The sequence below is a fragment of the Dongia sp. genome (assembly GCF_041910485.1).
In the GTDB taxonomy this organism is placed as follows: Bacteria; Pseudomonadota; Alphaproteobacteria; order Dongiales; family Dongiaceae; genus Dongia.
In genome coordinates, this window is the sequence record NZ_JAYRQR010000003.1 from 1 (window position 1) to 24,582 (window position 24,582).

Genomic DNA, 24,582 nt, shown 5'->3' on the forward strand with positions numbered 1-24,582 from the left:
GCGGTCGGCGCGGCGCAGCCGGCGAGATAGGCTGTGAGCATGGCCGCGGAAATCGCCCGCCCGCCCCGCCACGAGGACCGCATCCGCTCGTTAGCCCGCACCATGATCACACCTACGCGACAGTCGAATCAGTGGGGTCGAGGATAAGGGGCAATTGTCAAAATGTCACCGCAACTTAGGTGAAATTCAGATGAGCAGGTACAGGCCGCGCACCAGGTAGATCGCACCAACCAGGACACCGAGCCCACGCGTCCACATCAGGAAGGCGCGGTTGGTGAGCCGGTCGAGAACGAGGCGCGCTAGGCTCGCCCCCGCGATCGCCGTGACGATGGAAACGCCGAAGACCCAAAGGGGTACCTCGGCATCGATTTCGGCGTGGGTCGCAATCAGCGTGAAATAGCCCAGCCGGAAGATATGCCCGATCAGTTGCGAGAAGGCCTTGGTGGCGACGATCTGGCGACGGTCGAGATCGGTGCGGAAGAAGAAGATGTCGACCAGCACGCCGGCGACGCCGGAGACAAGCTGGATGCTCATCACCAGGAAGCCGAGGATGGTCGAAGCATAGGGTCGGCGGATGTCGGGGGCGACATGGGCCGGCACCAGGACCGCAATCATCGGCACCAGCCCCATGCCGATATAGACCCAGGCCGTCGGCGGCTGAAAGCTGACCCAGGTGAAGATCGCAAAGGCCGCCGACGAGCCCAGGATATAGCCCGGCATGACGCGCCAGAGGATGAGCCGGTGCCACAGCAGGGCCCGCCAGCCATTCGAGGTCATCTGCGTCACGGCGTGAAGGCTCATCGCCGCCGGAACCGGCAGGACGAGCAGCAGCAGCCCCAGCAGGATGAGCCCGCCCAGCATGCCGAAAATGCCGGACAGGAACGACGTTCCGAGCACGGCGAGCACGGTGGCGAGCAAGGTGACGGCAAAGCTCATCGGGACCCCTTCCGCCGTTTTCTATGACGCCGGCGCACTTTCCGCGCCAGATCGGATATGCCAGACTAGGCCAACTTTATATTGGGCTATGTATGCGATGACCCCCTCCCTCAAAGGCTTGAAGGCCGTCGAGGCTGCCTTGCGCTTGGGCAGTTTCGTGGCGGCGGCAGAGGAACTCAATGTCACCCAGACGGCAATCAGCCGGCTGGTGAAACTGGTCGAGGGACAGATCGGGCAGGTTCTGTTCGAACGGCACGCCAATTCGCTGGTGCCGACACCGGCCGGCCGCAGCCTCGCTCCCCTGCTGGACGATGCCTTCCGGCGTTTGGAAGCGGCGGTGGACAGTGTGCGCCGGACCACCCTCCCCGGCCTCTCGGTCGCCGTCGGCCCAACCTTTGCCATGCGCTGGCTCATCCCACGATTGCAGCATTTCCAGCGCCAGCATCCGGGGATCGAGGTGCGGCTCGTTACCGCGATCGACGATACGGTGACCCTGCGACCCGATTGGGACGCCACCATCCGCCTGAGTTCCGCACCCCTTCCCGGCCTTCTCGCCGAACCGCTCTTCAGCGCCGCCCTCTTCCCCGTGGCGGCGCCTGGCCTCGCCCAGACGATCCGCAAACTTTCCGACCTGCAGCACCAGACCTTGCTTGAAGTGGCGCATTCGCCCAACGAATGGCCGCGCTGGCTGGGGATGAGCGGCCTCGACCCGGCGCGTTTCCGCCGTCGCCTCTCGTTCGATTATTCGACTTTTGCGATCCAGGCGGCGCTCGACGGGCTCGGTGTCGCCCTGGTGCGGGCACCTTATGTCGAGGACGATCTCGCCGCCGGCCGCCTGGTGCGCCTGTTCGATCTCGCCTTGTCGGATCCGGGCCGCGCCTGGCACCTCATCTACCGTGCCGAGGTGGCGCGGGACGCCCCGTTCGCCGCCTTCCGCGACTGGCTGCTCGGCGAAGCGCGGAGCAGCGCTGCCCGCGATCGCTAGCGCATAACAGCCATGAGGCGGCCGGCCCTTGCCCCGGCGCACGCGGCCACTATTCTGCGGCAAAATCCGGGGGAAACGAAGACCATGACCGAGCACGCTGCTAGCCAGCACACCAAGGGCACGCTGCTGGTCGCAGCCGCGGCCATCTGCTGGAGCCTCGGCGGGCTCATCGCGCGCCAGATCCACCTCGATGCCTGGGTCACGGTCGGCTGGCGCGGCGCCATCGCCGCGGTGGCGCTGCTGATCTTCCTGCTCATCCGCGACGGGCGCGGGGCCTGGGCGCATTTCCGCAACATGGGACCGGGTGGGATCGGCGTCGGCATCTGCTTCGCCGCCGCCTCGATCTCCTTCGTCATCGCCCTGCAGCACGCCACGGTGGCGCTGATCCTGGTGGTGCAATCGACCGCCCCGCTGATCGCCGGGCTTCTTGCCTGGATCTGGATGCGCGAGAAGCTGGGCCTGCCGCGCATTGCTGCGATGCTGGTCGCCCTGGGCGGCATCCTGCTGATGGTCGCGAAGGCCGAAGGCCATGCCGATTGGATCGGCATGTCGCTCTCTGCTGTCATCGCGGTGAGCTTTGCCGTGGCGACGGTGTTGACGCGGCGCTATGCCCATGTCCGCATGACGCCCGCCACCTGCCTCGGCACAGCGATCATGGGTGTCATCGGCTTTGCCCTGGCCGGCAGCAGCAGCTTCAGCATCAGCGGCAGCGATTTCTTCTACCTCTTCCTTTTCGGCGCGGTGCAGCTCGCGATCGGCCTCATCTTCTTCACCACCGGCGCGCGGCTCATCCCGGCGGCTGAAGCAGCGCTGATCTCGCTCGTCGAAACCGTGCTCGGCGCGCTCTGGGTCTATATCTTCCTCGACGAGAATCCTGGCATCTACGCCCTCTATGGCGGCGTCCTGGTAGTCGGTGCCGTTGCCGCCAACACGCTCTACGACCAGCGCCGCGCGCAGCGCCAGCCGCTCAACGTCGCGTGAAGACCGATATGACCGGCAAACTCGTCCTGCGTGCGCTGGCGCCGTTCGCGGCCGGCTATTTCACCTCCTACCTCTTCCGGGTCGTGAACGCCGCCATCTCCGACGACCTCATTGCCGAATTGTCGCTGAGCAACACCGATCTCGGCCTGATGACGTCGATGTACCTCTATGGCTTCGTGCTCTTCCAATTGCCGCTGGGCCTGTTGCTCGACCGCTTCGGACCACGCCTGGTGCAGACTGGGCTCCTGATGGTGGCGGCCATTGGCGCCGGCCTCTTTGCACTTGGCACCGATGCCGCAAGCCTTGCCGGCGCCAGATTGCTGATCGGGCTCGGCCTCAGCGGCTGCCTCATGTCCGCCTTCAAAGCCAATGCCATGTGGCTGGCGCCGGAGCGCCTGGCGCTCGGCAACTCGGCCGTGGTGACGTTCGGGGGGCTCGGCTTCCTCGCCGGTACTTACCCTGCCAACATCGCCGCCGATCTGGTGGGTTGGCGCGCCTTGTTCGGCGGCCTTGTCCTGTTCACGCTGGCGATTGCGGTTGCGATCTATCTGCTGGTTCCGCGCCGCGACGACGATCATCACCGCATCGCGCTGAAGACGCAGATCAGCGGCTATGCCGACATCTTCCGTGACCACACTTTTTGGCGCGTGGCGCCCATGGTTGCGGCGATTTCCGGAACCTTCATCGCCGTGCAGACGCTCTGGGCGACGCGCTGGATGAACGATGTAGCCGGCCTCGACCGGCATGCAGCCGGACAGCAGCTCATGATCCTGGGTCTTGCTTTCGCCATCGGTTCGCTCTCGACCGGCTTCATCGCCGACCGGGCCCAGCGGCGCGGCATCGGACTGAAGGTGATCGTCGGTGCGGCCTTTCTTCTCTACGCGCTCGCCCAGATCGCGATGATCTTCGCCTTGCCGCTACCGCTGCCGATGATCTGGATCCTCTACGGCTTCACCGGCCAGGCAGCCAATCTGGGATACGCTACCCTCGGCGCCCATTTCGGCCGGCGACTGGCGGGACGCGCGCAATCGGCTGCCAATCTGCTGCTCTTCCTCGCCTCGGCACTCTTTCAATCCTCGATCGGCTGGATGCTCGATCACCTCGTCCGCCTGCAAGGAATGCCTATGGGTGAAGCCTATGCGCTGGCACTGGGCAGCCTTCTCGTCCTGCAGATCGTCGCCTTCACCTGGTACGCGGCCGGAACTTACGCGAAGCGCTGAGCCCGGCGCCGCGTTATCAGATAGTCGACCGACCATATCCCCGCACCGTTCTTGAGCAAGAAGAGCAAGGACACGGCCCATACGGCATGGGTGTCGAATGCCGCCGGGTAGACGAAGATTTCGATGACCGTCGTCATACCAAGCAGGGCCAGAGCTGCTGCCCGTGTGGCAAGGCCGGCAAACAACAAGAACGGCAGTGACAATTCCATCGACATGGCAAGGAGAGCGGCAAGTGCCGGTGGAATCAGCGGCAGTTGGTATTCGTACTGAAACAGCGCCAGCGTGATGCCATTGTCCCAGCCTTCGAGCTTCAGCAAGCCGGAGCGCAGAAAAATGACACCAATCCCGATCCGCGCCAGCAAGGCTATGAGGTCGCCGGGAATGAGCCCCAACTGAGCATTCAGCTTCTCAACCAATAGCCTCATATCCGGGCCTCAATTGGGATTGCGGTGAAAGGACGACAGCGCGCCGGCGCGAAAGAGAACGGCTAGTACCGCGGAAAGGTCAGCGCCGGTCTCAGCCGCCTCACCCAATGATCGGCCACTCAAAATCGCCCATACGCATTCGATTTGGTCGGGCGGAATAATGGTCGCTGTAACCGACATGCCAGAGCGTACAATCAGCACGCTTTCGCCAGATGAATCGGCCGCGACAAATTGAGTTTCCGCGTCGAATCGATTGGTCCGCCAGATAGTGTCTACCGGATACGGGGACCTTACGAGGCACAGACTGGGATGAGGCGCCAAGATGACACCCGGCAACTCATCCGGCGGCAAAGCCGCAAGCGCAGCTGGATTGAGATAGTCAGCATCTGCAGCATAGAGCGCATTGTGCATCGCCCACTCCAGGCGGGCGACGTCCCGCAGATAGAAAAGCGACTGCAGTTCGTCCTGCACCCCCAGAAAATCCGGGAAGGCTCCGCCATACTCCAGCAAGACCGGCGACATGGGAGGATTGGCAACGATGAAACGCTGCGCACAAGCAGAGAAACATTCGTCCCCAACCAACCGCAGGACGACCGGAAACCTGGCTCGCAGGACACCAATCAGACTGGCATGAACATTGTTGCGATAGATCGACAATCGGTGCTGCGGATTGATCGCAGGCGGCGGCGCAGATCGGCCCCACAATGCTGCGGCAAAAGCGTGATGCATGTCATTCGGCTGCGGCATGGGCGACACTTCTATTGATAATGTCTTGGGCTCTCGCCGCCTCGGCCACAAGTTCCGCCAACGAGGGGATATCCTGATCCCACTCGATGAGGGTTGGGACCGGCCCCGTCCTTTCAATAACAGAGGCAAACAGTTGCCAAACGTCGGCAGTGACGTGGCTACCGTGGGTATCGATAAGGACCGGGGCGCCCATTTCGTCCAGTTCGCATGCATGTCCGGCGAGATGGATTTCGCCGATTTGCCCAAGCGGAAAGGCTTCAAGATAAGCGGACGCGTCATAGCCGCAATTGTGCGCAGAGACATGGACGTTATTGACGTCGAGCAGCAACCCGCAACCCGTTCGCGCAACAAGCTCAGATAGAAACTGAGGTTCCGTCAGCTGAGAGTTTGTAAAGCCAAGATAGAGGGACGGATTTTCTATCAGAATGCGCCGTTTCAAAACGTCCTGAACTTCGCTCACATGGCCTGCAAATCGAATCAGTGATTCAGTTGTGTAGGGAACCGGCAGTAGATCATTGAGATAGTGGCCCTCATGATTTGACCAAGCGAGATGCTCGGAAAAAGAAGCGGGTTCGTATCGGTCAGCCAATTCCTTCAAACGCTGGAGGTGTGTCGCGCTCGGTCGGTCAACGCCCCCCAATGAGAGGCCGACGCCGTGGAAGGAGATGGGACACCGAGCTCGCGCTGCCTCTAGAAACCGATGGGAAGGACCGCCCGCCCCCATGAAATTCTCGGGATGCACCTCGATCCACGCCGGTGCATTTTCGGCGGCCAGCAGCGCCTCATAATGCGCCGCGCGCCAACCGACCCCGGCCGAAGCCGGGATCGGGAACCGCGTATGACGGATGGGAGTCACCCGGGCGTCGTTAGGACTTGATCGGCATCAGCGAACCGGCCCGATCCGAGCCGTCCGGCAGCTTGATCATGGTCGTTTCGCAACTGCCCTTCGGCACGAGCTTCCAGGCGCCTTTGTCATAATCCATCTTGGATTGACCGGCGCAGGAATTGTTCCCCGTTGAGGCACAGTCGTTTTGCCCGGCCATGGAAATGCCAAAGCACTTTTCCTTGGCGTCGTCTGCCTGCGCCGGCACATTGGCCAGGGCAAGCGCGGTGAGGAGAGAGCCCGCAATCGCGAGTCCGGCTGTACGACGATCCATTTGCAATTCCTCCTTGATTGACGAGCCGGATCGGCCCGATGCTGCGTTGGCGGGCCGAAATGACCCGACATTGAGCATTTCGGGGCGGCCTGATTTGGTGTTACGCAGTACAAACAGAAATTTCTTCAGTTTAGGGGATGTAACAACCTAGGCTGTGGCGCGTAAACGGAACGTAGGTGGCGTGAAGTTGGAAGAGGAATTAGCCAGTCTGATGCGGGCGGCTTCGGCCGAGGACGCAGCGGCATACCATCGCCTGCTGTCGATGCTGGCTGACCTATTGCGCCGTTGGGTACGCCACGAACTTACGCGCCAAGGTTATGGCACCGCCGATGCCGAGGATATTGTGCAGGAAACTTTGTTGGCCATTCACCTGAAGAGAGCGAGTTGGGATCCCGGACGCCCCATCCTCCCTTGGTTGCGGGCCGTCACACGGCACAAGCTGATCGACAATCTGCGTCGGCGCGGCCGGCGTATCATGGTGCCGGTTGAGGACGTCATTGAAACCTTGGCCGCGCCGGAGCAAGAGGACAACCTTTCGACCGATGCGATTGACCGGCATTTGGCAACCTTGCCTCCCGGCCAGTCCCGGGTTGTTCGGGCTATCTCGATCGAAGGGCTTTCACCTTCTGAAGCCGCCAGGCAATTGATGTTGAGTGAAGGTGCCGTCCGTGTCGCACTTCATCGCGGGCTTACGGCATTGGCAAAGGCGGCTAGAAAGGGCGCGCTGTGAAGACCGAGGATCTCATCGCCAGCCTGGTTGCCGATCAGTCGCAACCGCAGCAGCCACCGCAGCGTGCCTTGCTGGCTATCCTGCCGATTGGCCTTGTCGCCGCAATCATCATTTTCACGTACGCCCTTGATGTCAGGCCGGACTTCCCCGCAGCGATCAAGGAGTGGCACTATTTCTCCAAACTGACTTTCTCTGCGGTTATTGCGCTCGTCGGCCTGACTTTCTTGCTGCGCATTGCCCGCCCGGAGATCTCGACCCGGCAGGCGCCATTGTGGCTGCTCTTTGCCTTGGCACCTCTTTTCATCGCCTTGCTGGCTGAGGTTTCCACTCTGCCGAGGGACGAATGGTGGAGATATGCGGTTGGCGAAAAGGCCCTTTACTGCCTCGGCTTGGTTCCGCTCATTTCCACTGCGCCTTTGGTTGCGCTGCTGTTGGTTCTGCGCCGGGGCGCGCCACAAAATCCGGCTTTGGCCGGAGCTGTTGCCGGATTCGCCGCAGGTGGCCTTGGCGCTTTCGTCTACTGCTTCCATTGCAACAATGATTCGCCCTTCTATGTCGCCATCTGGTACGTCGGTGCGATTGCCATCGTCACGACGGTTGGCGCGGTCGCCGGTCGACAGATTTTGCGCTGGTAGGGCAGCCCACCTCCCGTTCCCGTTGGGTTCCAGCCTTTCGCCGGGTTGGCGCCGCCGAACCTTTCGACTATGCTGCGCCGCATGGGAACGACTCAGACACAATCCACCGAAAGAACGCTGCGCGCCTTTGCCTTGTTCGAAGGGACCCCGGAAGCGGACCTGAAGAACCTGGAAAGCCGTTGCCGTTGGCGCAGTTGCGACAAAGGCCAGACGATTCTGGACAAGGGTGCTACGTCCAAGGACGTGTTCTTCGTCCTGAAGGGGTCGGTCGCCGTCGTGACCTTCTCCCCGTCGGGCAAGGAAGTCACCCTCGCGACCATCAAGCCCGGCGAATCCTTTGGTGAACTGGCCGCTATCGACGACCAGCCACGTTCGGCCAGCGTGACGGCGATCGAGAAGTCCGAGCTTTGCATCATGCCGCCTGAGGTCTTCATGGACCTGGTCAGGAGCAACGCGATGGTTTCGTTCCGTCTGCTGCAGCGCATGGCGCGATTGGTGCGCCAGAGCGGTTTGCGCATCATGGAACTGTCAACGCTTCAGGCCGCCCAGCGCGTCTATGCCGAACTGTTGCGCATGGCCCAGCCGGAACCGGCCGTACCGGGCCTTTGGGTCGTTCGACCGCTGCCGCCAATGCACGAGATTGCCGGGATCACCAGCACGACACGCGAAACCGTGAACCGGGCCGTGAGTCAGCTCTATCCCAGCGGCTTGCTGAAGCGCAAAGGGCGCAATCTCTATCTGATGGACAAGGCCAAACTCGAAGAACTTGTCCAGACCCTGCAGGCACATCACGCCCACAAATAGGGTCAGCGCAACACCCGCAGCGTTGAAGAAATGCGCTGTGCTGTCGTCAACCAGCACAAAATCCCGAACGTCCAGGCGAGCGTGGCAAAGGCCTGCGGCCAGACCAGCATCGCACTAAAGAGCAATATCGTCTCTGCCCCCTCGGTGAGACCGCCCAGATGGGCGAAGCCCTTCTTCGCATCTTCTGCCGGCAACTGCTTTTGCGCAGCGACGATGGCGAATGCCAGAAAACTGGTCCCGGTCCCGACAAAACTGAAGATCAGAAAGGCGGCGGCCAAGGCATTGGTGGGTTGTGCCACCGCGAACACAAAGACAAAGCCGGCATAGAAGAGAAAATCGAGCACGATATCGAGATAGGCACCACGCGCCGTCGGCGATGATCGCCGCGCCAACGCCCCGTCAATTCCGTCGCAAAGCCGATTGGCGAAGAGCAGCAACAGCGCGGCATTTCGCATGTCGAGCGCAACGGCCAGCATGGCCCCTAGACCGACGATAAATCCGCCCCAGGTAACATGATCGGCTGCGAGCCCCATCCGCTGGGCGCGGGCTGCTATCAGTTCCAGGAAAGGGTCGATGCGCCGACGCAGGGCGCGATCGAACATCAGTCGTGATCCGCGTCCACGCCAGCCCCGACGGGTTCAGATGCCGGACGCTGCATTTGCAGGCGACGGTGTGTGCGAAAGGCGAATGGCAAGGTGCAAAGGTAGAGGAGCAGCGTGAAGAACAGTGTCGCCCAAGGCACGCTCACGATGAGCGAAGCATAGGCGACAACCCCAATCATCGTCGGCAAGACCCAAGCCTGGGTCACACGCACGCGCTTGAAGGAGAAGGTCGGCAGGCGGCTGACCAGAAGCCCAGCGACAATCACAAGAAAAATCCCGACGAAGGTCGGCGCGCGCAGAAAGTCCGCGTTGAATTCGAGCCAAGCAATAAGCGGCATCAGAACGAGGCCAGCACCCGCTGGTGCCGGCACGCCGGTGAAGAAGCGGCTGGTCCAGGCGGGGAGGTCGGCATTGTCGAGCTTTGTATTGAAACGGGCCAAGCGCAGCGCCATGCAGGCGCTGAAAGCCAACGTCAAGGCCCAGCCGAGCCCCTTCACCTCCTGCGTGCTCCACAGGAACATGATCATCGCCGGCGCGACGCCGAAGCTGACAAAGTCGCTGAGCGAATCCAGCTCCGCCCCGAACTTGCTGGAAGAATCAAGGAGCCGGGCAATCCGCCCATCGAGCGCATCGAAAATTGCGGCGATCAGAATGGCGAGGACCGCAAGCTCCCACCGCTCTGCGAGCGCGAAGCGAATGCCCGTGAGACCAGAACACAATGCAAAGATCGTCAGCATGTTTGGGATCAGACGATTGATCGAATGATCGCGCAGGCGACGGTGTCTGATCATGACAATCTCCTTGCCAATTGCGATATCAGCGCATCTCGCCGAGGCGAGCCGCCTCTTCCGAGCGGAAGTCGGCGAGGACCGTCTCGCCAGCAACCGCTAACTGCCCAACGGCCACCATCGGCTGCACCCCGTCCGGCAGATATACGTCCACACGACTGCCGAAGCGGATCATACCGTAACGCTCACCGGCGCGCAGCCGCTGACCGGCCTGCGTCCAGGACAGAATACGCCGCGCCACGAGGCCGGCTATCTGTACTACGCATATGTCGTGCCCATCGGCTGTCCGCAAGTGCATTGAACTGCGCTCGTTCTCGTCGGATGCCTTGTCGAGGGCCGCGTTCAAGAACTTGCCGGGGCGGTAGGCGACCGCGACAACTTCCGCGTCGATCGGGGCGCGGTTGATGTGAACGCTGAGCACATCCATAAAGACACTGATGCGCAGCCGCGGACGTTGATCGAGCCCTAGTTCGGCCGGCGGCACGGCCGGCTGGATCATCTGCACCACACCGTCGGCGGGGCTGATGATGAGACCGGCCCGGGTCGGCGTCACCCTGTCGGGGTCGCGAAAGAAATACGCACACCATAGCGTGAGCAGAACGCCAATAAAACCAAGCGGTTGCCATAGCCACCACAACAGCAGCGTGGCCGCAGCAAAAATCGCCAAAAACGGCCAACCGGCACGGTGGATTGGGTTAAAGAATTTGGGGGTCAATTCAGTCCCTCTGAAGGCGCGTGACCGAAGTAGGTGCCAAGGCTCCGTTTCGGCTAATACGCTGATTTGCCACAGATCGTCCACCGCGTCACGAGGCATTTCCGCCGCATGCCCGGCAAATTTTCTGACCAAATCCCAGCGGCCTTTACAGATCGTTAAGCGAGAAGACCTAGCATCACCGGCAGTGCAATACAGGGATTCGTCAGAGTGAGCATTCAGATCCTACCTATGCTGGCCAACAGCACGCTGCCGCCGGGTGTGGATCATATGCACATCGAAGCAGATGGCCGTGTCCGACTGGGCAGTGGCGGCGAGCTGATCGAGTTCGGCTTCAGCTTCATGGACGTGCCCTTCACCGCGTCGACGCGGCAGGTGCAGACTGGTCCGATTATCCAGATTTCGGGCGAGATTGCCCCCCTCCCCTATACCGCTGAGGGCATTGTGGTGCGCCGCTCGGTCGTCGCTATCATCGCCGCAAGCCAGGAATTGGCCTATTCGCGACTTGCCATCAGCAAGCAGAAAACGATCCTCTGCGTCGGCAAGGCCCCCTTCACGATTCCAGCGACCCCGGCGGAACTCATCGCCGCAGCCACCAGCGTCATCTTGGAAGTGAAACCCTTCCTGCAGATCCTTGCGGAAATACTGCCGACTTGGCCCAAGCCCAAAGAACAGGCCTGAGTTCTTCTGCTATTTCGGCAGCGTCAGCACTTGGCCCGGATAAATGAGATCCGGATCACGTACCCGTTCCTTGTTTGCTTCGTAGATCACGGAAAAGCGCAATCCGTCGCCATAAGTGCGCCGCGCCAGGCGCCACAGCGAGTTACCGGGCTGAACGACGATTTGCGTGCCGTCGGGCGTCAATTGGGCGAAATCGGGCTGTTCCAGAGGTTGCGCTATGCGCGCGACGACCTTGCCGCTCTCATCGACTTGATCGACGCGCAACTCATGCCGGCCAACGCTCAGTTTGTCTGGCGGGATGAAGCTCCAGCGCCCCTGGGCGTCAACAACGGCGCTGCCGATGAGCTTGTCGTCGAGGTAAAGCAGGACCTTGCTGTTGGCTGGCGCGCGGCCCGCCAGGCTCATGCGGCCGTCTTTTTCGAAATCGACAATATCGAGCGTCGGTTCGCTGACTGGACCGGTCGGCGCTGCAGCCGTGCCGCCAGTACTCGGCATATTGAGTATCTCGCTGGGGCCGTCACCCTTCTGCGGAACGGAAACAGCAAGCGCGCCGGCCGGCGCTGAAACGGCATTCCCGGCGATATCCTTGGCCGGCGCCGGCACCACGACAATCACCATCCGTTCGGAGGATTGCATGGCACCGCCTCCGACCTGTGCCTGCAGCGTGAATTTATGCTCGCCAGGGGCCACGGCACTGTTGGGGAGGAGTACCCAATCACCGCGATCATCCGCCTTGGCGGTACCGATCGTCTGACCGTCATCGAGCAAGGTTATGGCGGCACCTGGTGCCGCCCGACCGGCGATCACCGCATCACCATTGGGATTGACCCGGACGACGTCGAAGCTGGGCTGCGTGGGTGGCGGGGCAACGGCCGCCGTGTTCCCGGCTTCGGCCGCGGTGCCGGTCGACGCAACCGGTCCGCTCGTCTCCCCGGCGGTCCCTTCTCCTGGGCTGGTCGTCGCAGACGGCTGGCCAACCGGTGCCGGCTCGGGCGCATCGGAATCGTCGCCCTCCTGCTGGGCGATGGCGTAAATCAGACCCGCGGCAACGACAACCACAGCGGCCCCGGTGACCCCGATCAAGGCCAATCTCGACATAGAACTTCCCCGTTTGCACTTTCTTGGCCCGCTGCTCAGGCCCTTGGTACCAAGCTAACCCCATGTTTCAGCGCCCGCAATCGTCATGCCTGAGGCCGATCGATATCCGGTCATTGAACTGTCGCGGTCCTGGGTTCATAATTCGCTTCAATGATATGGTTTTTCTCTGCCCAATTTCCGGGCTGTTTTATCGTTCCAGACCGCCGTTCCGGCCCTGCCGCCAGCGACATCGGCAACGTCTGCATGCATTTTCCCACCAAATGGAGCACCCCATCGGCATGAGTCCGATCACTTCTCTTTGCGTCTATTGCGGCTCGTCCCGCGGCGTTAATCCCGATTTCATCCCGCTCGCCCGCGAACTGGGCCGCGAACTTGCGACCCGAAACATCCGCTTGGTCTATGGCGGCGGGCGCGTCGGCCTCATGGGTGCCTGCGCCGATGGCGTCATGGCGCATGGCGGCCGCGTTTTCGGCGTCATTCCGCAGCATCTGCAGGACCGTGAGGTCGGCCACAGCGGGATTTCCGAGCTCAAGGTCGTCGACAACATGCACACCCGCAAGCGCATGATGTTCGATCATTCCGATGCGTTCTGTGTGCTGCCCGGTGGTCTCGGCACGCTTGAGGAATTCTTTGAAGTCGTGACCTGGCGGCAGCTCGGCATGCACGACAAGCCGATCATCGTACTCAATGCCGGCGGCTATTGGGATAATCTGGTCGGTATGATCGACCGCATCGTCGATGACGGATTCGCACAGCCCTCGGTTCGGCAATATTTCTCTGTGGTGAACTCAATCGGACGGCTGTTCGACCTCCTCGCCGCACCGGCCGAAACCCAGGAACCGGATTTTCCGGACCGGATCTGACAGCGGACCCGGCTATTTACACAAGGACTCTGGGAATTTAACCCGTCCCGACTAAAGTCGAGACGCCAAATTTCTTCAAATCGCCCCACCCAGCCACTAGACTGCGCGCGATTTCGCATCCGGCGCCACGCGGCGCCCGTTTCAGAAGGACGAAGCCCTCATGCCCAAGATCAAGGTCAAGAATCCGGTCGTCGAGCTTGATGGCGACGAGATGACCCGCATCATCTGGTCGTTCATCAAGAACAAGCTGATCCTGCCCTATCTCGATATCGACCTGAAATACTATGACCTCGGCGTCGAGATGCGCGACAAGACCGAAGACCAGATCACCATCGACGCCGCCAAGGCGATCAAGCAGCACGGCGTCGGCGTCAAGTGCGCGACCATTACGCCGGACGAGGCGCGCGTCAAAGAATTCAACCTGAAGCAGATGTGGAAGTCGCCCAACGGCACCATCCGCAACATTCTCGACGGCACGGTCTTTCGCCAGCCGATCATCTGCAAGAACGTGCCGCGCCTGGTGCCCGGCTGGACGCAACCGATCGTCGTCGGCCGTCACGCTTTCGGCGATCAATATCGCGCGACCGACTTCGTCGTGCCCGGCAAAGGCAAGCTCACCATCAAGTTCGAACCGGAAGATGGCGGCAAGGCGATCGAGAAGGAAGTCTTCCAGTTTCCCGGCGGTGGCGTCGCCATGGCGATGTACAATCTCGATGAATCGATCCGCGGCTTTGCGCGCGCCTGCTTCAACTATGGCCTGACGCTGAAATGGCCGGTTTACCTCTCGACCAAGAACACGATCCTCAAGGCCTATGACGGCCGCTTCAAGGACATTTTCCAGGAAGTCTTCGACGCGGAGTTCAAGGACCAGTTCGCGAAGGCCGGCATCACTTACGATCACCGCCTGATCGACGACATGGTCGCCTCGGCCCTCAAATGGTCGGGTGCCTTCGTCTGGGCCTGCAAGAACTATGACGGCGACGTGCAGTCCGACACTGTGGCGCAAGGCTTCGGCTCACTCGGCCTCATGACCTCAGTCCTCCTCTCGCCCGACGGCAAGACGGTCGAAGCGGAAGCCGCCCACGGCACGGTGACGCGCCACTACCGCGAGCACCAGAAGGGCAAGGAAACCTCGACCAACCCGATCGCATCGATTTACGCCTGGACCCGCGGCCTCTGGTACCGCGGCAAATTCGACGGTACGCCCGAGGTGCAGAAGTTCGCCGAGGATCTGGAAAAGGTCTGCGTCGACACAGTCGAAAGTGGCTTCATGACGAAGGATCTCGCCCTCCTCATCAGCCCGGATCAAAAGTGGCTGTCGACGACCCAGTTCCTCGACAAGCTTGATGAAAACCTCAAGAAGAAGATGGGCTGACCGAAATGTTGAAGCGTATCCTGCTGGTTCTGGCGTTCATCGTGGGCGCCAGCGCCCCGGCTCTGGCACTCGATCCTGAAAACACGCTCTACATCGACCTCAAGGACGGTCGCGTGGTTATCGAGATGCTGCCGCAAATCGCCCCCAAGACCGTGGCACATATGAAGGAACTCGCGCGCAAGGGTTTCTTCGACGGCACGCCGATCCACCGTGTCATTCCGGGCTTCATGGCGCAGATGGGCGATCCGACCGGCACCGGCACTGGCGGCTCCGGCACGAATATTCCGGCGGAGTTCAGCAACCTGCGGCACGAGCGCGGAACGGTCTCGATGGCGCGTGCGGAATCCCTCAACAGCGCCGATAGCCAGTTCTTCATCTGCTTTGCGCCGGCACCGTTCCTTGACGGCAAGTACACGATCTGGGGCCGCGTGATTGACGGCATGCAGTTCGTCGATCGCATCAAGCCGGGCGACGAAGCCGACAACGGCTTGGTCCTGCTGCCGGATCACATCACCAAGGTTCAGGTCGCCGCCGACGCGCAGTAACCTGATATCCGGACAGAGGAAGGGCGCCGCGCTTGGGGACGCGGCGCCCTTTTTCGTGCCAGTTGCGACGCCCGGGACGGGGGCTACCAGCTGGCGCGAATGGTTGCCATGACACCGTGCTGATCGCCGTCGCCGGTCAGCTGGCCGCCATAGCCAAGTTCCGCTGTGACACCGTTCTTGAAGTCGACGATGGCACCGACATTGATGAGCGCCATCGTGCGGTCTTCGTTGTCGAGCGCGACGTCGAAATCGTCGCCCGTCTCCTGAAACTCGGCGTCGGCATGCCTGTCCCCCAGGGCGATCCGTTGCGCCACCCCGAGATCGACATAGGGTTTGAACATCACCGCGTCGAAATCCATGTTGCGGCCGATGCGGAATTGGCCCGAAGCGGTGAGTGCCGCGGTGCTGAAGCCATCGACATCGATACCACCATCGCCCCCGCCGCTTTCCCGCACGCCATCATGCCACTGGCGCACATAGTCCAGATTGACCCGCGGCTGGATGCTCCAGCCATCATTCAGGGGAACGTTGGCGCCGAAGCTGAGGCCCGAACCGAAGAGCCACGCCCCGCTGTCACCTTGCGCCTCGTCGATGCTGGCACCGTTCGCCGCAATCGTCGCCGGAACGGTCGGCAGCGTGATCAGAGTTACCGGCCCTCCGGAGGCAATGCTGCGTGTCGCGTCGATATCCTGCCAGCCACCCATCACGCGACCGAGGACAAAGAGGCGGCCATGCTCATAGCTGCCATAGGCGAGGCCGATTGCGCCTGTGAGATCGCTGTCACCCGCCAGTTTCTCGATATCGATCGACGTATCGTTGTAGCCGGCGCCGAGACCCAGATGCCACGTCTCGTCGGCATAGAGATCGCTGCCGACCATCGCGCCGCTCGTTTCATAGTCGTAACCCGCATTCCCATTCTGCGCTTGCCGCTCACCGAACTGGCCGAGCCCCGTGCCCCAGAGCTGCCGCTTCGGATTGCCGAGATGCGCCAGTTGTTCGCTGCCCAGCATGGAAAGGACTCGCTCGCCCTGCCCCAGCACCATCGCATCTTCAGCCACCAGCCCGGTGGGTTGCGCCGCGATCAGCTTGGCGCTGTTGGCATCGTAGATAACGGTGGCGCCACCGTTCCCCTGGAAATCGATTTCGCCGAACGTCCCGGTCAGGCCGCCATTGGCGAGCAGGAATGTGCCCGCAGCACCACCGACGCCGGAGAGCGGCTTCACCACCAGCGTCGGGCTCCCAGTCAGCGTTGCCGTTCCCGTGACAGCCAGCAGGTCAAGTCCTGTCTGGTCATACTCGGCCTCGAAGAAGCCGCCATTCTGTAGGTAATTGCCGGTGACGATCAGCGTTCCCACGCTGTTGCCGGGCGCTGTGCCGCCGGAAACAGACAATGTCGAAGCCGTCAGATTACCGTTGCCACCAATGATGCCGCTCGGCTCCACATTCAAGCCGTTCGTCACCTCGATCTTGCCGTTGATGCGCAGCCGGCCCTTCTGTACTTCGCCGTCCTGAAAGACGGACTCGCCGGAGAGAGCCCAGTCCACACCCTCCATCGTCAGGCTTTCGAAGTTCATAAAAACTTCGTCTTCGGCATTCGATCCGAACAGCCGCAGCCAATCATTGCCCGCGCCTGCATCCGCGCCGGATGTACTGGCGAGATTGCTCCCATCGGCAAGATACAGAATGTCATTTCCGGCGTCCAAATAGAGGCTTTTCCCAGTGGCAATGATACTGGTTTTCTCGATAGACACCTGATTGACGCCAGTGTTGCCGACAATCCCACTCTCCGCCGTTATGCTGGAGTTATTGGTACTGACAATGCCGTTGTTGCCGATCTGAATCCCGGTTCCACCGGTACCATCCAACGTGATCGTCGAGTCAAACAATTGGACATAGCCTGCCCCGGCCTTAATGCCGATCGCACCGTTGCCCTGTATCTCGATTGCCGTGTTATGAAGCCCAACAGAAGTGTTGTCATCGACACTTATCGCAACACTCGCATTCCCCTGTTGACTGATTGAACTGTCACTTAGGCTCAGGAACGAATTGTTGCCGAGCTGGATCGCCTCTGCACCGGCCAGGGTCGTGATAATCTTCGAACCGGCAATGCTTAGGGTATTGCCATCGCCGCCGGTGATGTTCTGGCTCAAACCCTGCAGAGTCGATTCAGATATGAAGACGATATTGTCGTCGAGGAAGTTCAATACCTCTGCGTTGCCAGCAACTGACAGCGAGGAATTTAGGATGATGGCATAGCCTTGGTTTCCGAGACTGAGTGCCTTCGATGTGGCACCCGTCGAGCCCAACGTCGCGCCATCGATGGACACGACGCTGTCATCGCCAAGGCTGATCGTATCAACCGTCGTCGTCAGAGCCGAACCGGGCACAAGTTTGACTACAATGTCCGTAGCGGCAGCTGCATTCGCCAACGGGGTTGTCGCTGAACCCGTGCAGTTGACACTCTCACTGGTCGCCAAATTGTTGAGGGCGCTGCCGTTCTGCGCGACGCAGTCGGCAAGTGCCTGATTTGGCGCCCAAAGGCATATGATTAGAAAAACCCCTAATAGATGTATTTTTGCAGTTCCGGACCAAGAATTCATTGCACTCCCCCAAGCTTGGCCCGCACCGGGCGCGCCCGATTGCGAAGCTGATCGACTGGACAATATTCCTGCAGCCGTCCCCGCCGCACGTTGGGGAGATCAATTAACCAGCCGAAATAGAGGGTAAATTCCAAAAATATGAAAACCGACGCAGGAAATTATTGTGCAGGAATTTTTCCTGGATGGCCGAGTTTGGCTGGTCGAACTCCGATGAATTTCCGGTGCCGGTTTCAAGGCAGCGCACTTTATGCGAACGACTCACAACTCCTCGATAAATCGCATATCGTCGCAATGGCGGGCTTTGCTATCAGAGGATGCGGCCGTGAATCGTCAACTGCATGAAATGTTATTTCGAGAATTTGTGAAATATGCATTGACCGCCTTGACCAATCACTTGCATTCTATTTCGATGAAAATCGAAATAGCGTCACATCAGCTGGCATCTCTCGGCAATCCGATACGGCTAAAGCTCTACCGCGCACTCGTTCGCGCCGGCAGAGACGGATTGCCCTGCGGTGTTCTTCAGGAAAAGCTCGATATAGCTGCTTCCACTTTGTCTCACCATATCAAACACCTGATGGAAGCCGGCCTGATCCGTCAGGAACGCCAAGGAACAACGTTATTCTGCCAAGCCAATTATCCGGCCATGCATGCGTTGGTCGGCTATCTGGTCGAGGCATGCTGCGCGGATCAAAGATGCAAACCGTAAGTCACTTTCCGCATCGGTTTTTCTGCATTTTTGCAGTCAGGGGTGAAACCTGCCCGACCTTCAAAGCGACAGAGAGCAACCACTCTTCGTTTCGCGAAAGGAATTGAATGAAAGCGCCGCTCAATGACAAGGACATCGCCATCATCGATGCCGTCCAACGCAACGGAGATTGGTCGCACGCCGAAATCGGTCGCCATGTCGGCTTGTCCGTTTCAGCAGTTCACGAGCGCGTCCGCCGCCTTGTGGCCAATGGCGTTATCGTCGGCTGGTCGGCGTTGGCGTCGCCGGCCGCTCTAGACCTCAATCTGCTTGCCTTCGTCTATGTCCTGATCGACAGGACTGAGCATATTCGGGCGTTTCTCGACGGTGTGGAGAAGCAAGGCGAGGTCATGGAGTGCCATCATCTGGCCGGTGACTGGAACTATCTGCTGAAGGTCCGCGTGCAAACCACGGCGCATCTCGAGCACTTCATATCAAAGGTGTTGAAGGGGTACGCGGGCGTCACGCGCACGGCAACCACTATTGTCTTGGCTCCCGTTAAGGAAACCCATCTGCTCAACACGAGCCACTTGCTCAGCAAACAGCGGGACCTTGCTGATCGTCGTCGGCTTTAAGTGGCCGCCTTGACCTGACGACGCACGGCAAACACACAGGCGATCGCCGCGAGGATAACCATCGGGATCGCAACCGCCGCCAGCACGAAGTGCGGCACCATTTGCTCAATGTCCGCGGGCTCGAGGTCCTGACCGCGATCCAGCATGGTGAGTACCGGCACGATGAGACCCCAATCAACGGCCGTATGGCCTATGACCGCAACGAAAAATCCACCGATAGCCGCCAGCCAATTGAACCGTGGTGTAGTCGCCACGCGGGCGAAGAAGATGCCCATCAAACATCCGAGCGAGGCATGCAGGAAGCTGGCTGCAAGCGACCTTACCAACGGCACGACGAGGGGATTGCCGATCTCCGAATTGACCATCGTGGTCACGGCAGAATTAACGCTGTAGCCGATATTCTCCACTGCGGCGAAGGCAAGCCCGCAGAGAACCGGTAGGCGGAAGGCTGTGGCGCGATCCACCTGCTGATGGAACACCGAGAAGTGGCGCAAGGTGAAGATGGCAGCGAGCACCGCAACCCACTTCACCAACTCTTCCGGAAATCCGGCCATGGTGAAACTGATCATAAAGGCATCAGCAAGACCGGGGTCCTGGGGCAACGCCAATCTTTCCTTGAGGTGAAACAGCAGCAGCAAGGGGACCGGCGATAGGGCCCCCAGAATCAAGGCAAGCCCCACCACGCGCCACTTGATGCGAACCGGCAATAGGCGCTGGACGACAAACACCCAGCCCGCCGTGATCGCGAGAACGATGGCAATGGCGGCGATGGTGTTTACCATTTGATTTGCGCCGCCTTTGCCCAGCTTGCGTTGCTTCAGGCCGCTTTGACGCGGTCGCGCAGCAAGGCCTCGATAGCGGTTAGGGCCTCCGGCGCCCGGGCACCATCGGGGCCACCCGCCTGGGCCATATCCGGGCGGCCACCGCCGCCCTGCCCGCCGATTGCACCCGACGCCGCCTTCACCAACTCCACGGCACTGAAGCGGCTGGTCAAATCGTCCGTCACGGCGACGACGATAGACGCTTTCCCATCGGCCGTCGCCACCAGGGCTACGACACCCGAGCCGAGCTTCTTCTTGAACTCGTCGGCCATACTCTTCAGTTCCTTGGCGGGAACACCGTCAAGCACGCGCGCCGAGAACTTCACGCCGCCCACGTCCGTCACTTCCGCAGCACCGCCGGCGCCACCGGTCGCAATGGCCTTGCGGGCATCCGCCAGCTCGCGCTCCAGCTTGCGGCGCTCCTCCAGGAGGCTGACGATGCGCGACGGCAGTTCCTGCGGCAGAGCCTTGATAGCGGCGGAAGCTTCTGCGAGTTGCCGCTGCTGCTCGGCCACGAACTTCTCCGCTGCAGCGCCGGTCACGGCTTCGATGCGACGCAAACCAGCACCAACGGCGCCTTCCGACACGATCTTCAGGAAGCCGATGTCACCGGTGCGGTAAACATGGGTGCCGCCGCACAGCTCGGTCGAGAATTCTTTCGACTCATGTTCGTCATGGCCACCCATCGAGACGACGCGGACTTCTTCACCGTACTTTTCGCCAAAGAGAGCCATCGCACCAGCTGCAATGGCAGCGTCCGGCGTCATGAGGCGCGTCGCCACATCGGCATTGGCACGAATACGGCGGTTCACCTCATGCTCGACCCAGGCGATGTCTTCGGCCGACATAGATTTGGTATGCGAGAAATCAAAGCGCAGCCGATCCGGCGCCACCAGCGATCCCTTCTGCGTCACATGCATGCCGAGGCGGCGACGCAGCGCTTCGTGCAGCAGATGGGTTGCTGAATGGTGCGCGCGCAGGCCCGAACGGCGCGCGTGGTCGACCTTCATCTCGATCGCATCGCCCGCTTTCACCGTGCCCTTGGTCACCTTGCCGACATGGACATGCAGGTCACCGAGCTTTTTCTGTGTGTCGAGCACCTGCACTTCGGCCCCGTTGGCCGTCGTGAGAATGCCGCCATCGCCCATCTGGCCGCCAGACTCGCCGTAGAAGGGGGTTTGGTTTGCGACCAATTGGATTTCGTCGCCCACCTTCGCTTCGCCCACTTCCTGGCCACCCTTGACCATGGTCAGGACCTGACCTTCGGCTTTTTCGGTGCTGTAGCCGAGGAAGTCGGTGGCGCCCAAGCGTTGACGGATCTCGAACCAGATCTTCTCGGTCGCCGCCTCACCCGAACCGGCCCAAGCAGCACGGCTGCGCTCGCGCTGCTTTTCCAGCTCGCTATTGAACCCGTCGACATCGACCTCAATGCCGCGATCGCGCAGGATGGACTGGGTGAGATCGAGGGGGAAACCACGACTGTCAGAGAGTGCGAAGGCAACTGATCCGGACAGTTTGCCGTCGCCGGTCAGGCCGCTCTTTGAACTGATCGCCTGTTCGAGCTCCTTGAGACCCGTATCGAGCGTCTGCTTGAAGCGCGTTTCCTCGAGCTTCAAGGTCTCGGTAATGGCGGCCTCGGCCCGACCCAGTTCCGGATAGGCTTGGCCCATCTCGCCCACCAGGGCCGGGACCAGTTTGAAGATCAGCGGATCCTTGCAACCCAACAGGTGCGCATGCCGCATCGCGCGGCGCATGATGCGGCGCAGAACGTAGCCGCGCCCCTCGTTGGATGGCATGACGCCATCAGCGATGAGAAAGGCACTGGAGCGCAGATGGTCGGCAATGACGCGGTGGCTGACATTGTGCGATCCGTCGGGCTCCGTATTCGAGGCATGCGCCGAAGCCTCGATCAATGTCCGCATCAGATCGATATCGTAATTGTCATGCTTGCCCTGCAGCACCGCCGCCAGGCGTTCAAGCCCCATGCCAGTGTCGATCGACGGGCGCGGCAGGTTCACGCGCTCGCTCTTCGTCACCTGCTCGAACTGCATGAAGACGAGGTTCCAGATTTCGATGAAGCGGTCGCCGTCCGCGTCCGGTGAGCCCGGAGGGCCGCCCGGAATGCCCTCACCATGATCATAGAAGATTTCCGAGCAGGGACCGCAGGGACCGGTATCGCCCATCGCCCAGAAATTGTCGGAGGTCGGAATGCGGATGATCTTCTCGTCGGAAAGGCCCGCAATCTTCTTCCACAGGTTGAAGGCCTCGTCATCGTCGATATAGACGGTGACGGACAGCTTGTCCTTCGGCAGACCGTATTCCTTGGTGATCAGGTTCCAGGCCAGCTCGATCGCGCGTTCCTTGAAATAGTCGCCGAAGCTGAAATTCCCCAGCATTTCAAAGAAAGTATGGTGCCGCGCCGTGTAGCCGACATTTTCCAGATCGTTGTGTTTACCGCCGGCACGGACACATTTCTGCGCCGTCGAGGCTCGGACATAGTCGCGTTTTTCCTGGCCCGTGAAGACGTTCTTGAACTGGACCATGCCCGAGTTCGTGAACATCAGGGTGGGATCGTTCCGCGGCACCAGGGGGGAGGACGCGACGATTTCGTGCCCTTCCCGGCGGAAATAGTCGAGGAATACACGGCGAATGTCGTTGGCGGTCTGCATCTTAAGGGTCCGAAACTCGAAAACTGGTCCAAATGGCCGTTTTTGCGGCGCGAAACTTGATTATTTAGAGTTTTTCCAAGGGAAACAAGGCATTTGACGGCCCCTGCCCCACCTTCTGCGCAGTTCCGCTCCGCATGGTAGCCATGACAACATCCTGGCCCCGGCCTAGCCCCGGCCCGGCCGGGGAAAACCGCGTCGGTTTTATGGAGGAAATCTCCTGCTCCGTTGCCTATATTCCACCATCATGAATGCACCTTCGCCAGCCACTGCGCATCCGGCACCCGGCCAGCCGATGGTCGACCCGTTCGGCCGCCGCATCAGCTATTTGCGCGTCTCGGTCACGGACCGTTGTGATTTCCGCTGCGTCTATTGCATGGCGGAGGACATGACCTTCCTGCCCAAGGCCGAGATCCTCAGCCTTGAGGAGCTCGACCGGCTGTGCAGTGCCTTCGTCACCCTGGGGGTGAAGAAACTGCGCCTCACCGGGGGCGAGCCCCTGGTGCGCAAGGGCATCATGCAGTTGATCCGGAATTTGTCCCGGCACCTCAAGACCGGCGCGCTCGATGAGCTGACCCTGACCACCAACGGTAGCCAGCTCGGCAAATATGCCCAGGAGTTGGCCGATTGCGGTGTCAAGCGGGTCAATGTTTCCGTGGACTCGCTTGACCCCGACAAATTCACCCGCATCACCCGGTGGGGCAAGCTTGAGCCGGTGCTCGATGGCATCGCCGCGGCGAAGGCGGCCGGCATCCGGGTGAAGCTGAACACGGTCGCGCTGAAGGGCGTCAACGACGACGAATTCTATCGGCTGGTCGAATGGTGCGGCGACAACGGCCATGACCTCACCTTCATCGAAGTGATGCCGATGGGCGATATCGGCGGCGAGAACCGGGTCGATCAATTCTATCCGATTTCCCTGCTGCGCACGCATCTCGCCAAACGCTGGTCCTTGGTTGAAAACAACCATTACAGTGGCGGACCGGCCCGCTATGTGACGCTGGCCGAAACGGGCCAGCGGGTCGGCTTCATCACGCCGCTCACCCATAACTTCTGCGAAGCCTGTAACCGCGTGCGCCTGACCTGCACCGGCACGCTCTACATGTGCCTGGGCCAGGATGATGCGGCGGACCTGCGCGCGCCCTTGCGGCAGAGTGAATCGGATGAAACCCTGGTTGCAGCCATTCGCGAAGCCATTCGCCGCAAGCCCAAGGGGCACGATTTCATCATCGACCGGGACCATAGCGGTCCGGCCGTCGAACGCCATATGAGCGTTACCGGCGGCTGAAAATCAGTCGATGATGACCTGATGGCAGAATTGCTTGCCGTCGGAGATCGTCACCTGGGTGAAGCCAAGAAGCTTCAAGAGATCGAAGAAAGTGGCCTCTTCCGGCTGCGTGTTCTTCTGGAAGAACGGCGTCGACCTGGCAATCAGGGTTAGGCTCGCGAACAGAGCGCGCGCGCGGAAGACGGTATCGAGGGCGCCGTCGCGCAGGCCCGTGATAATCAGCTTCTGACCATCGTCGCCCTTGGCGAAAATGGCATAGTCCGGGGCGTATTGCGCCGAAACGAGCTGCCTCGCCATGCCGATGACAAAGCCCTGGCGCCGGATCTTGTCACTGTCGGGCAGTGTCACCACGCGGCTGCTATAATGCTCAACTGTCTGCGGGGTCGGATAATAATAGCCCTCGTGATGGTCCCCGACCTCGTCTTCCCCGGCAATTTCCAGCGCAACATTGTCCTGGGCGAAAGCCATCGGTACCGCCAAGCCCGGAATGCCGGCCAAAAGCACGCTCGCCGCCAAGGCCAGATCGGCCAACCGCTTCCCCATTTCCGTTCCCCGCTCCCCGCGTCAATTTCCCGGCTACACTGCTATGGGTCGACCGCC

26 protein-coding genes are annotated in these 24,582 nt (G+C 60.9%); 13 read left to right on the top strand and 13 right to left on the bottom strand.

Features of this window, described 5'->3' with window-relative positions:
• Nucleotides 1–186 precede the first annotated feature (186 nt).
• Nucleotides 187–936 carry a TSUP family transporter gene (locus ACE3PP_RS00075; protein ID WP_374377129.1) on the bottom strand — a complete coding sequence of 250 codons (750 nt, stop codon included), beginning with the start codon at nucleotides 934–936 and terminating at the stop codon, nucleotides 187–189.
• 97 nt (nucleotides 937–1,033) lie between these two features.
• On the opposite strand from ACE3PP_RS00075, the gene ACE3PP_RS00080 reads away from it, so the two are divergent.
• From ACE3PP_RS00080 to ACE3PP_RS00090, 3 genes are all read left to right on the top strand, one after another.
• Entirely contained in the window at nucleotides 1,034–1,921 is an 888-nt protein-coding gene (locus ACE3PP_RS00080; RefSeq protein ID WP_374377130.1) for a LysR substrate-binding domain-containing protein, read from the top strand.
• Between the two features lie 84 nt (nucleotides 1,922–2,005).
• The gene (locus ACE3PP_RS00085) at nucleotides 2,006–2,902 is read left to right on the top strand and encodes a DMT family transporter (RefSeq protein WP_374377131.1); all 897 of its coding nucleotides are present in this window, start codon (nucleotides 2,006–2,008) and stop codon (nucleotides 2,900–2,902) included.
• A gap of 8 nt (nucleotides 2,903–2,910) precedes the next feature.
• Nucleotides 2,911–4,122, top strand: coding sequence for a nitrate/nitrite transporter (locus tag ACE3PP_RS00090; RefSeq protein ID WP_374377132.1), 1,212 nt, complete (start codon nucleotides 2,911–2,913; stop codon nucleotides 4,120–4,122).
• Here ACE3PP_RS00090 and ACE3PP_RS00095 read toward each other — a convergent pair.
• The 4 genes from ACE3PP_RS00095 to ACE3PP_RS00110 are packed head-to-tail and all read right to left on the bottom strand — an operon-like array spanning nucleotide 4,107 to nucleotide 6,529.
• Complete coding sequence (locus ACE3PP_RS00095) at nucleotides 4,107–4,547, bottom strand: DoxX family protein (protein WP_374377133.1); 441 nt, start codon at nucleotides 4,545–4,547, stop codon at nucleotides 4,107–4,109. The two genes, ACE3PP_RS00090 and ACE3PP_RS00095, sit on opposite strands and share 16 nt — an antisense overlap.
• A gap of 9 nt (nucleotides 4,548–4,556) precedes the next feature.
• A complete protein-coding gene (locus tag ACE3PP_RS00100; RefSeq protein ID WP_374377134.1) occupies nucleotides 4,557–5,294 on the bottom strand; it encodes a putative DNA-binding domain-containing protein in 738 nt (245 codons plus the stop codon).
• The gene (locus tag ACE3PP_RS00105) at nucleotides 5,278–6,150 is read right to left on the bottom strand and encodes a DUF692 domain-containing protein (RefSeq protein ID WP_374377135.1); all 873 of its coding nucleotides are present in this window, start codon (nucleotides 6,148–6,150) and stop codon (nucleotides 5,278–5,280) included. The genes ACE3PP_RS00100 and ACE3PP_RS00105 overlap by 17 nt, the downstream gene beginning before the upstream one ends.
• A 10-nt stretch (nucleotides 6,151–6,160) precedes the next feature.
• Entirely contained in the window at nucleotides 6,161–6,529 is a 369-nt protein-coding gene (locus ACE3PP_RS00110) for a DUF2282 domain-containing protein (RefSeq protein WP_374377136.1), read from the bottom strand.
• 103 nt (nucleotides 6,530–6,632) lie between these two features.
• Between ACE3PP_RS00110 and ACE3PP_RS00115 the strand changes: the two genes are divergently transcribed.
• The 3 genes from ACE3PP_RS00115 to ACE3PP_RS00125 all read left to right on the top strand — a co-directional run bounded on the left by ACE3PP_RS00115 (nucleotide 6,633) and on the right by ACE3PP_RS00125 (nucleotide 8,620).
• Nucleotides 6,633–7,181, top strand: a complete 549-nt coding sequence (locus ACE3PP_RS00115; protein ID WP_374377137.1) for a sigma-70 family RNA polymerase sigma factor — start codon at nucleotides 6,633–6,635, stop codon at nucleotides 7,179–7,181.
• The gene (locus tag ACE3PP_RS00120; protein WP_374377138.1) at nucleotides 7,178–7,816 is read left to right on the top strand and encodes an NrsF family protein; all 639 of its coding nucleotides are present in this window, start codon (nucleotides 7,178–7,180) and stop codon (nucleotides 7,814–7,816) included. Before ACE3PP_RS00115 ends, ACE3PP_RS00120 begins: the two co-directional genes overlap by 4 nt.
• An 81-nt stretch (nucleotides 7,817–7,897) precedes the next feature.
• Complete coding sequence (locus ACE3PP_RS00125; RefSeq protein WP_374377139.1) at nucleotides 7,898–8,620, top strand: Crp/Fnr family transcriptional regulator; 723 nt, start codon at nucleotides 7,898–7,900, stop codon at nucleotides 8,618–8,620.
• 2 nt (nucleotides 8,621–8,622) lie between these two features.
• On the opposite strand, the gene ACE3PP_RS00130 is transcribed toward ACE3PP_RS00125, so the two are convergent.
• From ACE3PP_RS00130 to ACE3PP_RS00140, 3 genes are read right to left on the bottom strand one after another with little or no spacing between them, the layout of a single operon-like run.
• Entirely contained in the window at nucleotides 8,623–9,222 is a 600-nt protein-coding gene (locus tag ACE3PP_RS00130) for a CDP-alcohol phosphatidyltransferase family protein (protein ID WP_374377140.1), read from the bottom strand.
• Nucleotides 9,222–10,013 carry a CDP-diacylglycerol--serine O-phosphatidyltransferase gene (gene pssA, locus ACE3PP_RS00135; protein WP_374377141.1) on the bottom strand — a complete coding sequence of 264 codons (792 nt, stop codon included), beginning with the start codon at nucleotides 10,011–10,013 and terminating at the stop codon, nucleotides 9,222–9,224. The genes ACE3PP_RS00130 and pssA overlap by 1 nt, the downstream gene beginning before the upstream one ends.
• 25 nt (nucleotides 10,014–10,038) lie before the next feature.
• On the bottom strand, nucleotides 10,039–10,725 hold the full coding sequence (locus tag ACE3PP_RS00140) for a phosphatidylserine decarboxylase (RefSeq protein WP_374377142.1): 687 nt from the start codon (nucleotides 10,723–10,725) through the stop codon (nucleotides 10,039–10,041).
• Between the two features lie 207 nt (nucleotides 10,726–10,932).
• Between ACE3PP_RS00140 and ACE3PP_RS00145 the strand changes: the two genes are divergently transcribed.
• Entirely contained in the window at nucleotides 10,933–11,403 is a 471-nt protein-coding gene (locus ACE3PP_RS00145; RefSeq protein ID WP_374377143.1) for a hypothetical protein, read from the top strand.
• Between the two features lie 9 nt (nucleotides 11,404–11,412).
• Here ACE3PP_RS00145 and ACE3PP_RS00150 read toward each other — a convergent pair whose 3' ends face one another.
• Complete coding sequence (locus ACE3PP_RS00150; protein WP_374377144.1) at nucleotides 11,413–12,501, bottom strand: LysM peptidoglycan-binding domain-containing protein; 1,089 nt, start codon at nucleotides 12,499–12,501, stop codon at nucleotides 11,413–11,415.
• Nucleotides 12,502–12,779: 278 nt separating this feature from the next.
• Here ACE3PP_RS00150 and ACE3PP_RS00155 point away from each other — a divergent pair, with 278 nt between their 5' ends.
• The 3 genes from ACE3PP_RS00155 (at nucleotide 12,780) to ACE3PP_RS00165 (ending at nucleotide 15,284) form a co-directional block, all read left to right on the top strand.
• Nucleotides 12,780–13,364: a TIGR00730 family Rossman fold protein gene (locus ACE3PP_RS00155; protein WP_374377145.1), complete on the top strand. Its 585-nt coding sequence runs from the start codon at nucleotides 12,780–12,782 to the stop codon at nucleotides 13,362–13,364.
• Between the two features lie 160 nt (nucleotides 13,365–13,524).
• On the top strand, nucleotides 13,525–14,739 hold the full coding sequence (locus ACE3PP_RS00160; RefSeq protein ID WP_374377146.1) for an NADP-dependent isocitrate dehydrogenase: 1,215 nt from the start codon (nucleotides 13,525–13,527) through the stop codon (nucleotides 14,737–14,739).
• A 5-nt stretch (nucleotides 14,740–14,744) separates the two neighbouring features.
• Complete coding sequence (locus tag ACE3PP_RS00165; protein WP_374377147.1) at nucleotides 14,745–15,284, top strand: peptidylprolyl isomerase; 540 nt, start codon at nucleotides 14,745–14,747, stop codon at nucleotides 15,282–15,284.
• 83 nt (nucleotides 15,285–15,367) lie between these two features.
• Here the strand turns inward: ACE3PP_RS00165 and ACE3PP_RS00170 are convergent, their stop codons facing one another.
• The gene (locus ACE3PP_RS00170) at nucleotides 15,368–17,671 is read right to left on the bottom strand and encodes an autotransporter domain-containing protein (RefSeq protein WP_374377148.1); all 2,304 of its coding nucleotides are present in this window, start codon (nucleotides 17,669–17,671) and stop codon (nucleotides 15,368–15,370) included.
• A gap of 535 nt (nucleotides 17,672–18,206) precedes the next feature.
• On the opposite strand from ACE3PP_RS00170, the gene ACE3PP_RS00175 reads away from it, so the two are divergent.
• Nucleotides 18,207–18,593, top strand: a complete 387-nt coding sequence (locus ACE3PP_RS00175; protein WP_374377149.1) for an ArsR/SmtB family transcription factor — start codon at nucleotides 18,207–18,209, stop codon at nucleotides 18,591–18,593.
• Between the two features lie 107 nt (nucleotides 18,594–18,700).
• Entirely contained in the window at nucleotides 18,701–19,207 is a 507-nt protein-coding gene (locus ACE3PP_RS00180; RefSeq protein ID WP_374377150.1) for an Lrp/AsnC family transcriptional regulator, read from the top strand.
• Here ACE3PP_RS00180 and ACE3PP_RS00185 read toward each other — a convergent pair.
• Together ACE3PP_RS00185 and alaS are read right to left on the bottom strand one after the other, a co-directional pair.
• On the bottom strand, nucleotides 19,204–19,989 hold the full coding sequence (locus ACE3PP_RS00185) for a PrsW family glutamic-type intramembrane protease (protein ID WP_374377151.1): 786 nt from the start codon (nucleotides 19,987–19,989) through the stop codon (nucleotides 19,204–19,206). The two genes, ACE3PP_RS00180 and ACE3PP_RS00185, sit on opposite strands and share 4 nt — an antisense overlap.
• 35 nt (nucleotides 19,990–20,024) lie before the next feature.
• Nucleotides 20,025–22,697: an alanine--tRNA ligase gene (gene alaS / locus ACE3PP_RS00190; RefSeq protein WP_374377152.1), complete on the bottom strand. Its 2,673-nt coding sequence runs from the start codon at nucleotides 22,695–22,697 to the stop codon at nucleotides 20,025–20,027.
• A 292-nt stretch (nucleotides 22,698–22,989) separates the two neighbouring features.
• Here alaS and moaA point away from each other — a divergent pair, with 292 nt between their 5' ends.
• Nucleotides 22,990–23,982: a GTP 3',8-cyclase MoaA gene (gene moaA, locus ACE3PP_RS00195; protein WP_374377345.1), complete on the top strand. Its 993-nt coding sequence runs from the start codon at nucleotides 22,990–22,992 to the stop codon at nucleotides 23,980–23,982.
• Nucleotides 23,983–23,985: 3 nt separating this feature from the next.
• Here the strand turns inward: moaA and ACE3PP_RS00200 are convergent, their stop codons facing one another.
• Complete coding sequence (locus ACE3PP_RS00200) at nucleotides 23,986–24,525, bottom strand: molybdopterin-guanine dinucleotide biosynthesis protein A (protein WP_374377153.1); 540 nt, start codon at nucleotides 24,523–24,525, stop codon at nucleotides 23,986–23,988.
• Nucleotides 24,526–24,582: the final 57 nt, after the last annotated feature.

What these genes read in the sequence shown, in the direction of transcription:
- ACE3PP_RS00130 (WP_374377140.1), bottom strand. Translation starts at nt 9,222, where the DNA reads ATGTTCGATCGCGCCCTGCGTCGGCGCATCGACCCTTTCCTGGAACTG.
- ACE3PP_RS00200 (WP_374377153.1), bottom strand. Translation starts at nt 24,525, where the DNA reads ATGGGGAAGCGGTTGGCCGATCTGGCCTTGGCGGCGAGCGTGCTTTTG.
- pssA (WP_374377141.1), bottom strand. Translation starts at nt 10,013, where the DNA reads ATGATCAGACACCGTCGCCTGCGCGATCATTCGATCAATCGTCTGATC.
- ACE3PP_RS00080 (WP_374377130.1), top strand. Translation starts at nt 1,034, where the DNA reads ATGACCCCCTCCCTCAAAGGCTTGAAGGCCGTCGAGGCTGCCTTGCGC.
- ACE3PP_RS00180 (WP_374377150.1), top strand. Translation starts at nt 18,701, where the DNA reads ATGAAAGCGCCGCTCAATGACAAGGACATCGCCATCATCGATGCCGTC.
- ACE3PP_RS00090 (WP_374377132.1), top strand. Translation starts at nt 2,911, where the DNA reads ATGACCGGCAAACTCGTCCTGCGTGCGCTGGCGCCGTTCGCGGCCGGC.
- ACE3PP_RS00185 (WP_374377151.1), bottom strand. Translation starts at nt 19,989, where the DNA reads ATGGTAAACACCATCGCCGCCATTGCCATCGTTCTCGCGATCACGGCG.
- ACE3PP_RS00125 (WP_374377139.1), top strand. Translation starts at nt 7,898, where the DNA reads ATGGGAACGACTCAGACACAATCCACCGAAAGAACGCTGCGCGCCTTT.
- moaA (WP_374377345.1), top strand. Translation starts at nt 22,990, where the DNA reads ATGGTCGACCCGTTCGGCCGCCGCATCAGCTATTTGCGCGTCTCGGTC.
- ACE3PP_RS00165 (WP_374377147.1), top strand. Translation starts at nt 14,745, where the DNA reads ATGTTGAAGCGTATCCTGCTGGTTCTGGCGTTCATCGTGGGCGCCAGC.
- alaS (WP_374377152.1), bottom strand. Translation starts at nt 22,697, where the DNA reads ATGCAGACCGCCAACGACATTCGCCGTGTATTCCTCGACTATTTCCGC.
- ACE3PP_RS00150 (WP_374377144.1), bottom strand. Translation starts at nt 12,501, where the DNA reads ATGTCGAGATTGGCCTTGATCGGGGTCACCGGGGCCGCTGTGGTTGTC.
- ACE3PP_RS00085 (WP_374377131.1), top strand. Translation starts at nt 2,006, where the DNA reads ATGACCGAGCACGCTGCTAGCCAGCACACCAAGGGCACGCTGCTGGTC.
- ACE3PP_RS00095 (WP_374377133.1), bottom strand. Translation starts at nt 4,547, where the DNA reads ATGAGGCTATTGGTTGAGAAGCTGAATGCTCAGTTGGGGCTCATTCCC.
- ACE3PP_RS00155 (WP_374377145.1), top strand. Translation starts at nt 12,780, where the DNA reads ATGAGTCCGATCACTTCTCTTTGCGTCTATTGCGGCTCGTCCCGCGGC.
- ACE3PP_RS00100 (WP_374377134.1), bottom strand. Translation starts at nt 5,294, where the DNA reads ATGCCGCAGCCGAATGACATGCATCACGCTTTTGCCGCAGCATTGTGG.
- ACE3PP_RS00160 (WP_374377146.1), top strand. Translation starts at nt 13,525, where the DNA reads ATGCCCAAGATCAAGGTCAAGAATCCGGTCGTCGAGCTTGATGGCGAC.
- ACE3PP_RS00075 (WP_374377129.1), bottom strand. Translation starts at nt 936, where the DNA reads ATGAGCTTTGCCGTCACCTTGCTCGCCACCGTGCTCGCCGTGCTCGGA.
- ACE3PP_RS00110 (WP_374377136.1), bottom strand. Translation starts at nt 6,529, where the DNA reads ATGCTCAATGTCGGGTCATTTCGGCCCGCCAACGCAGCATCGGGCCGA.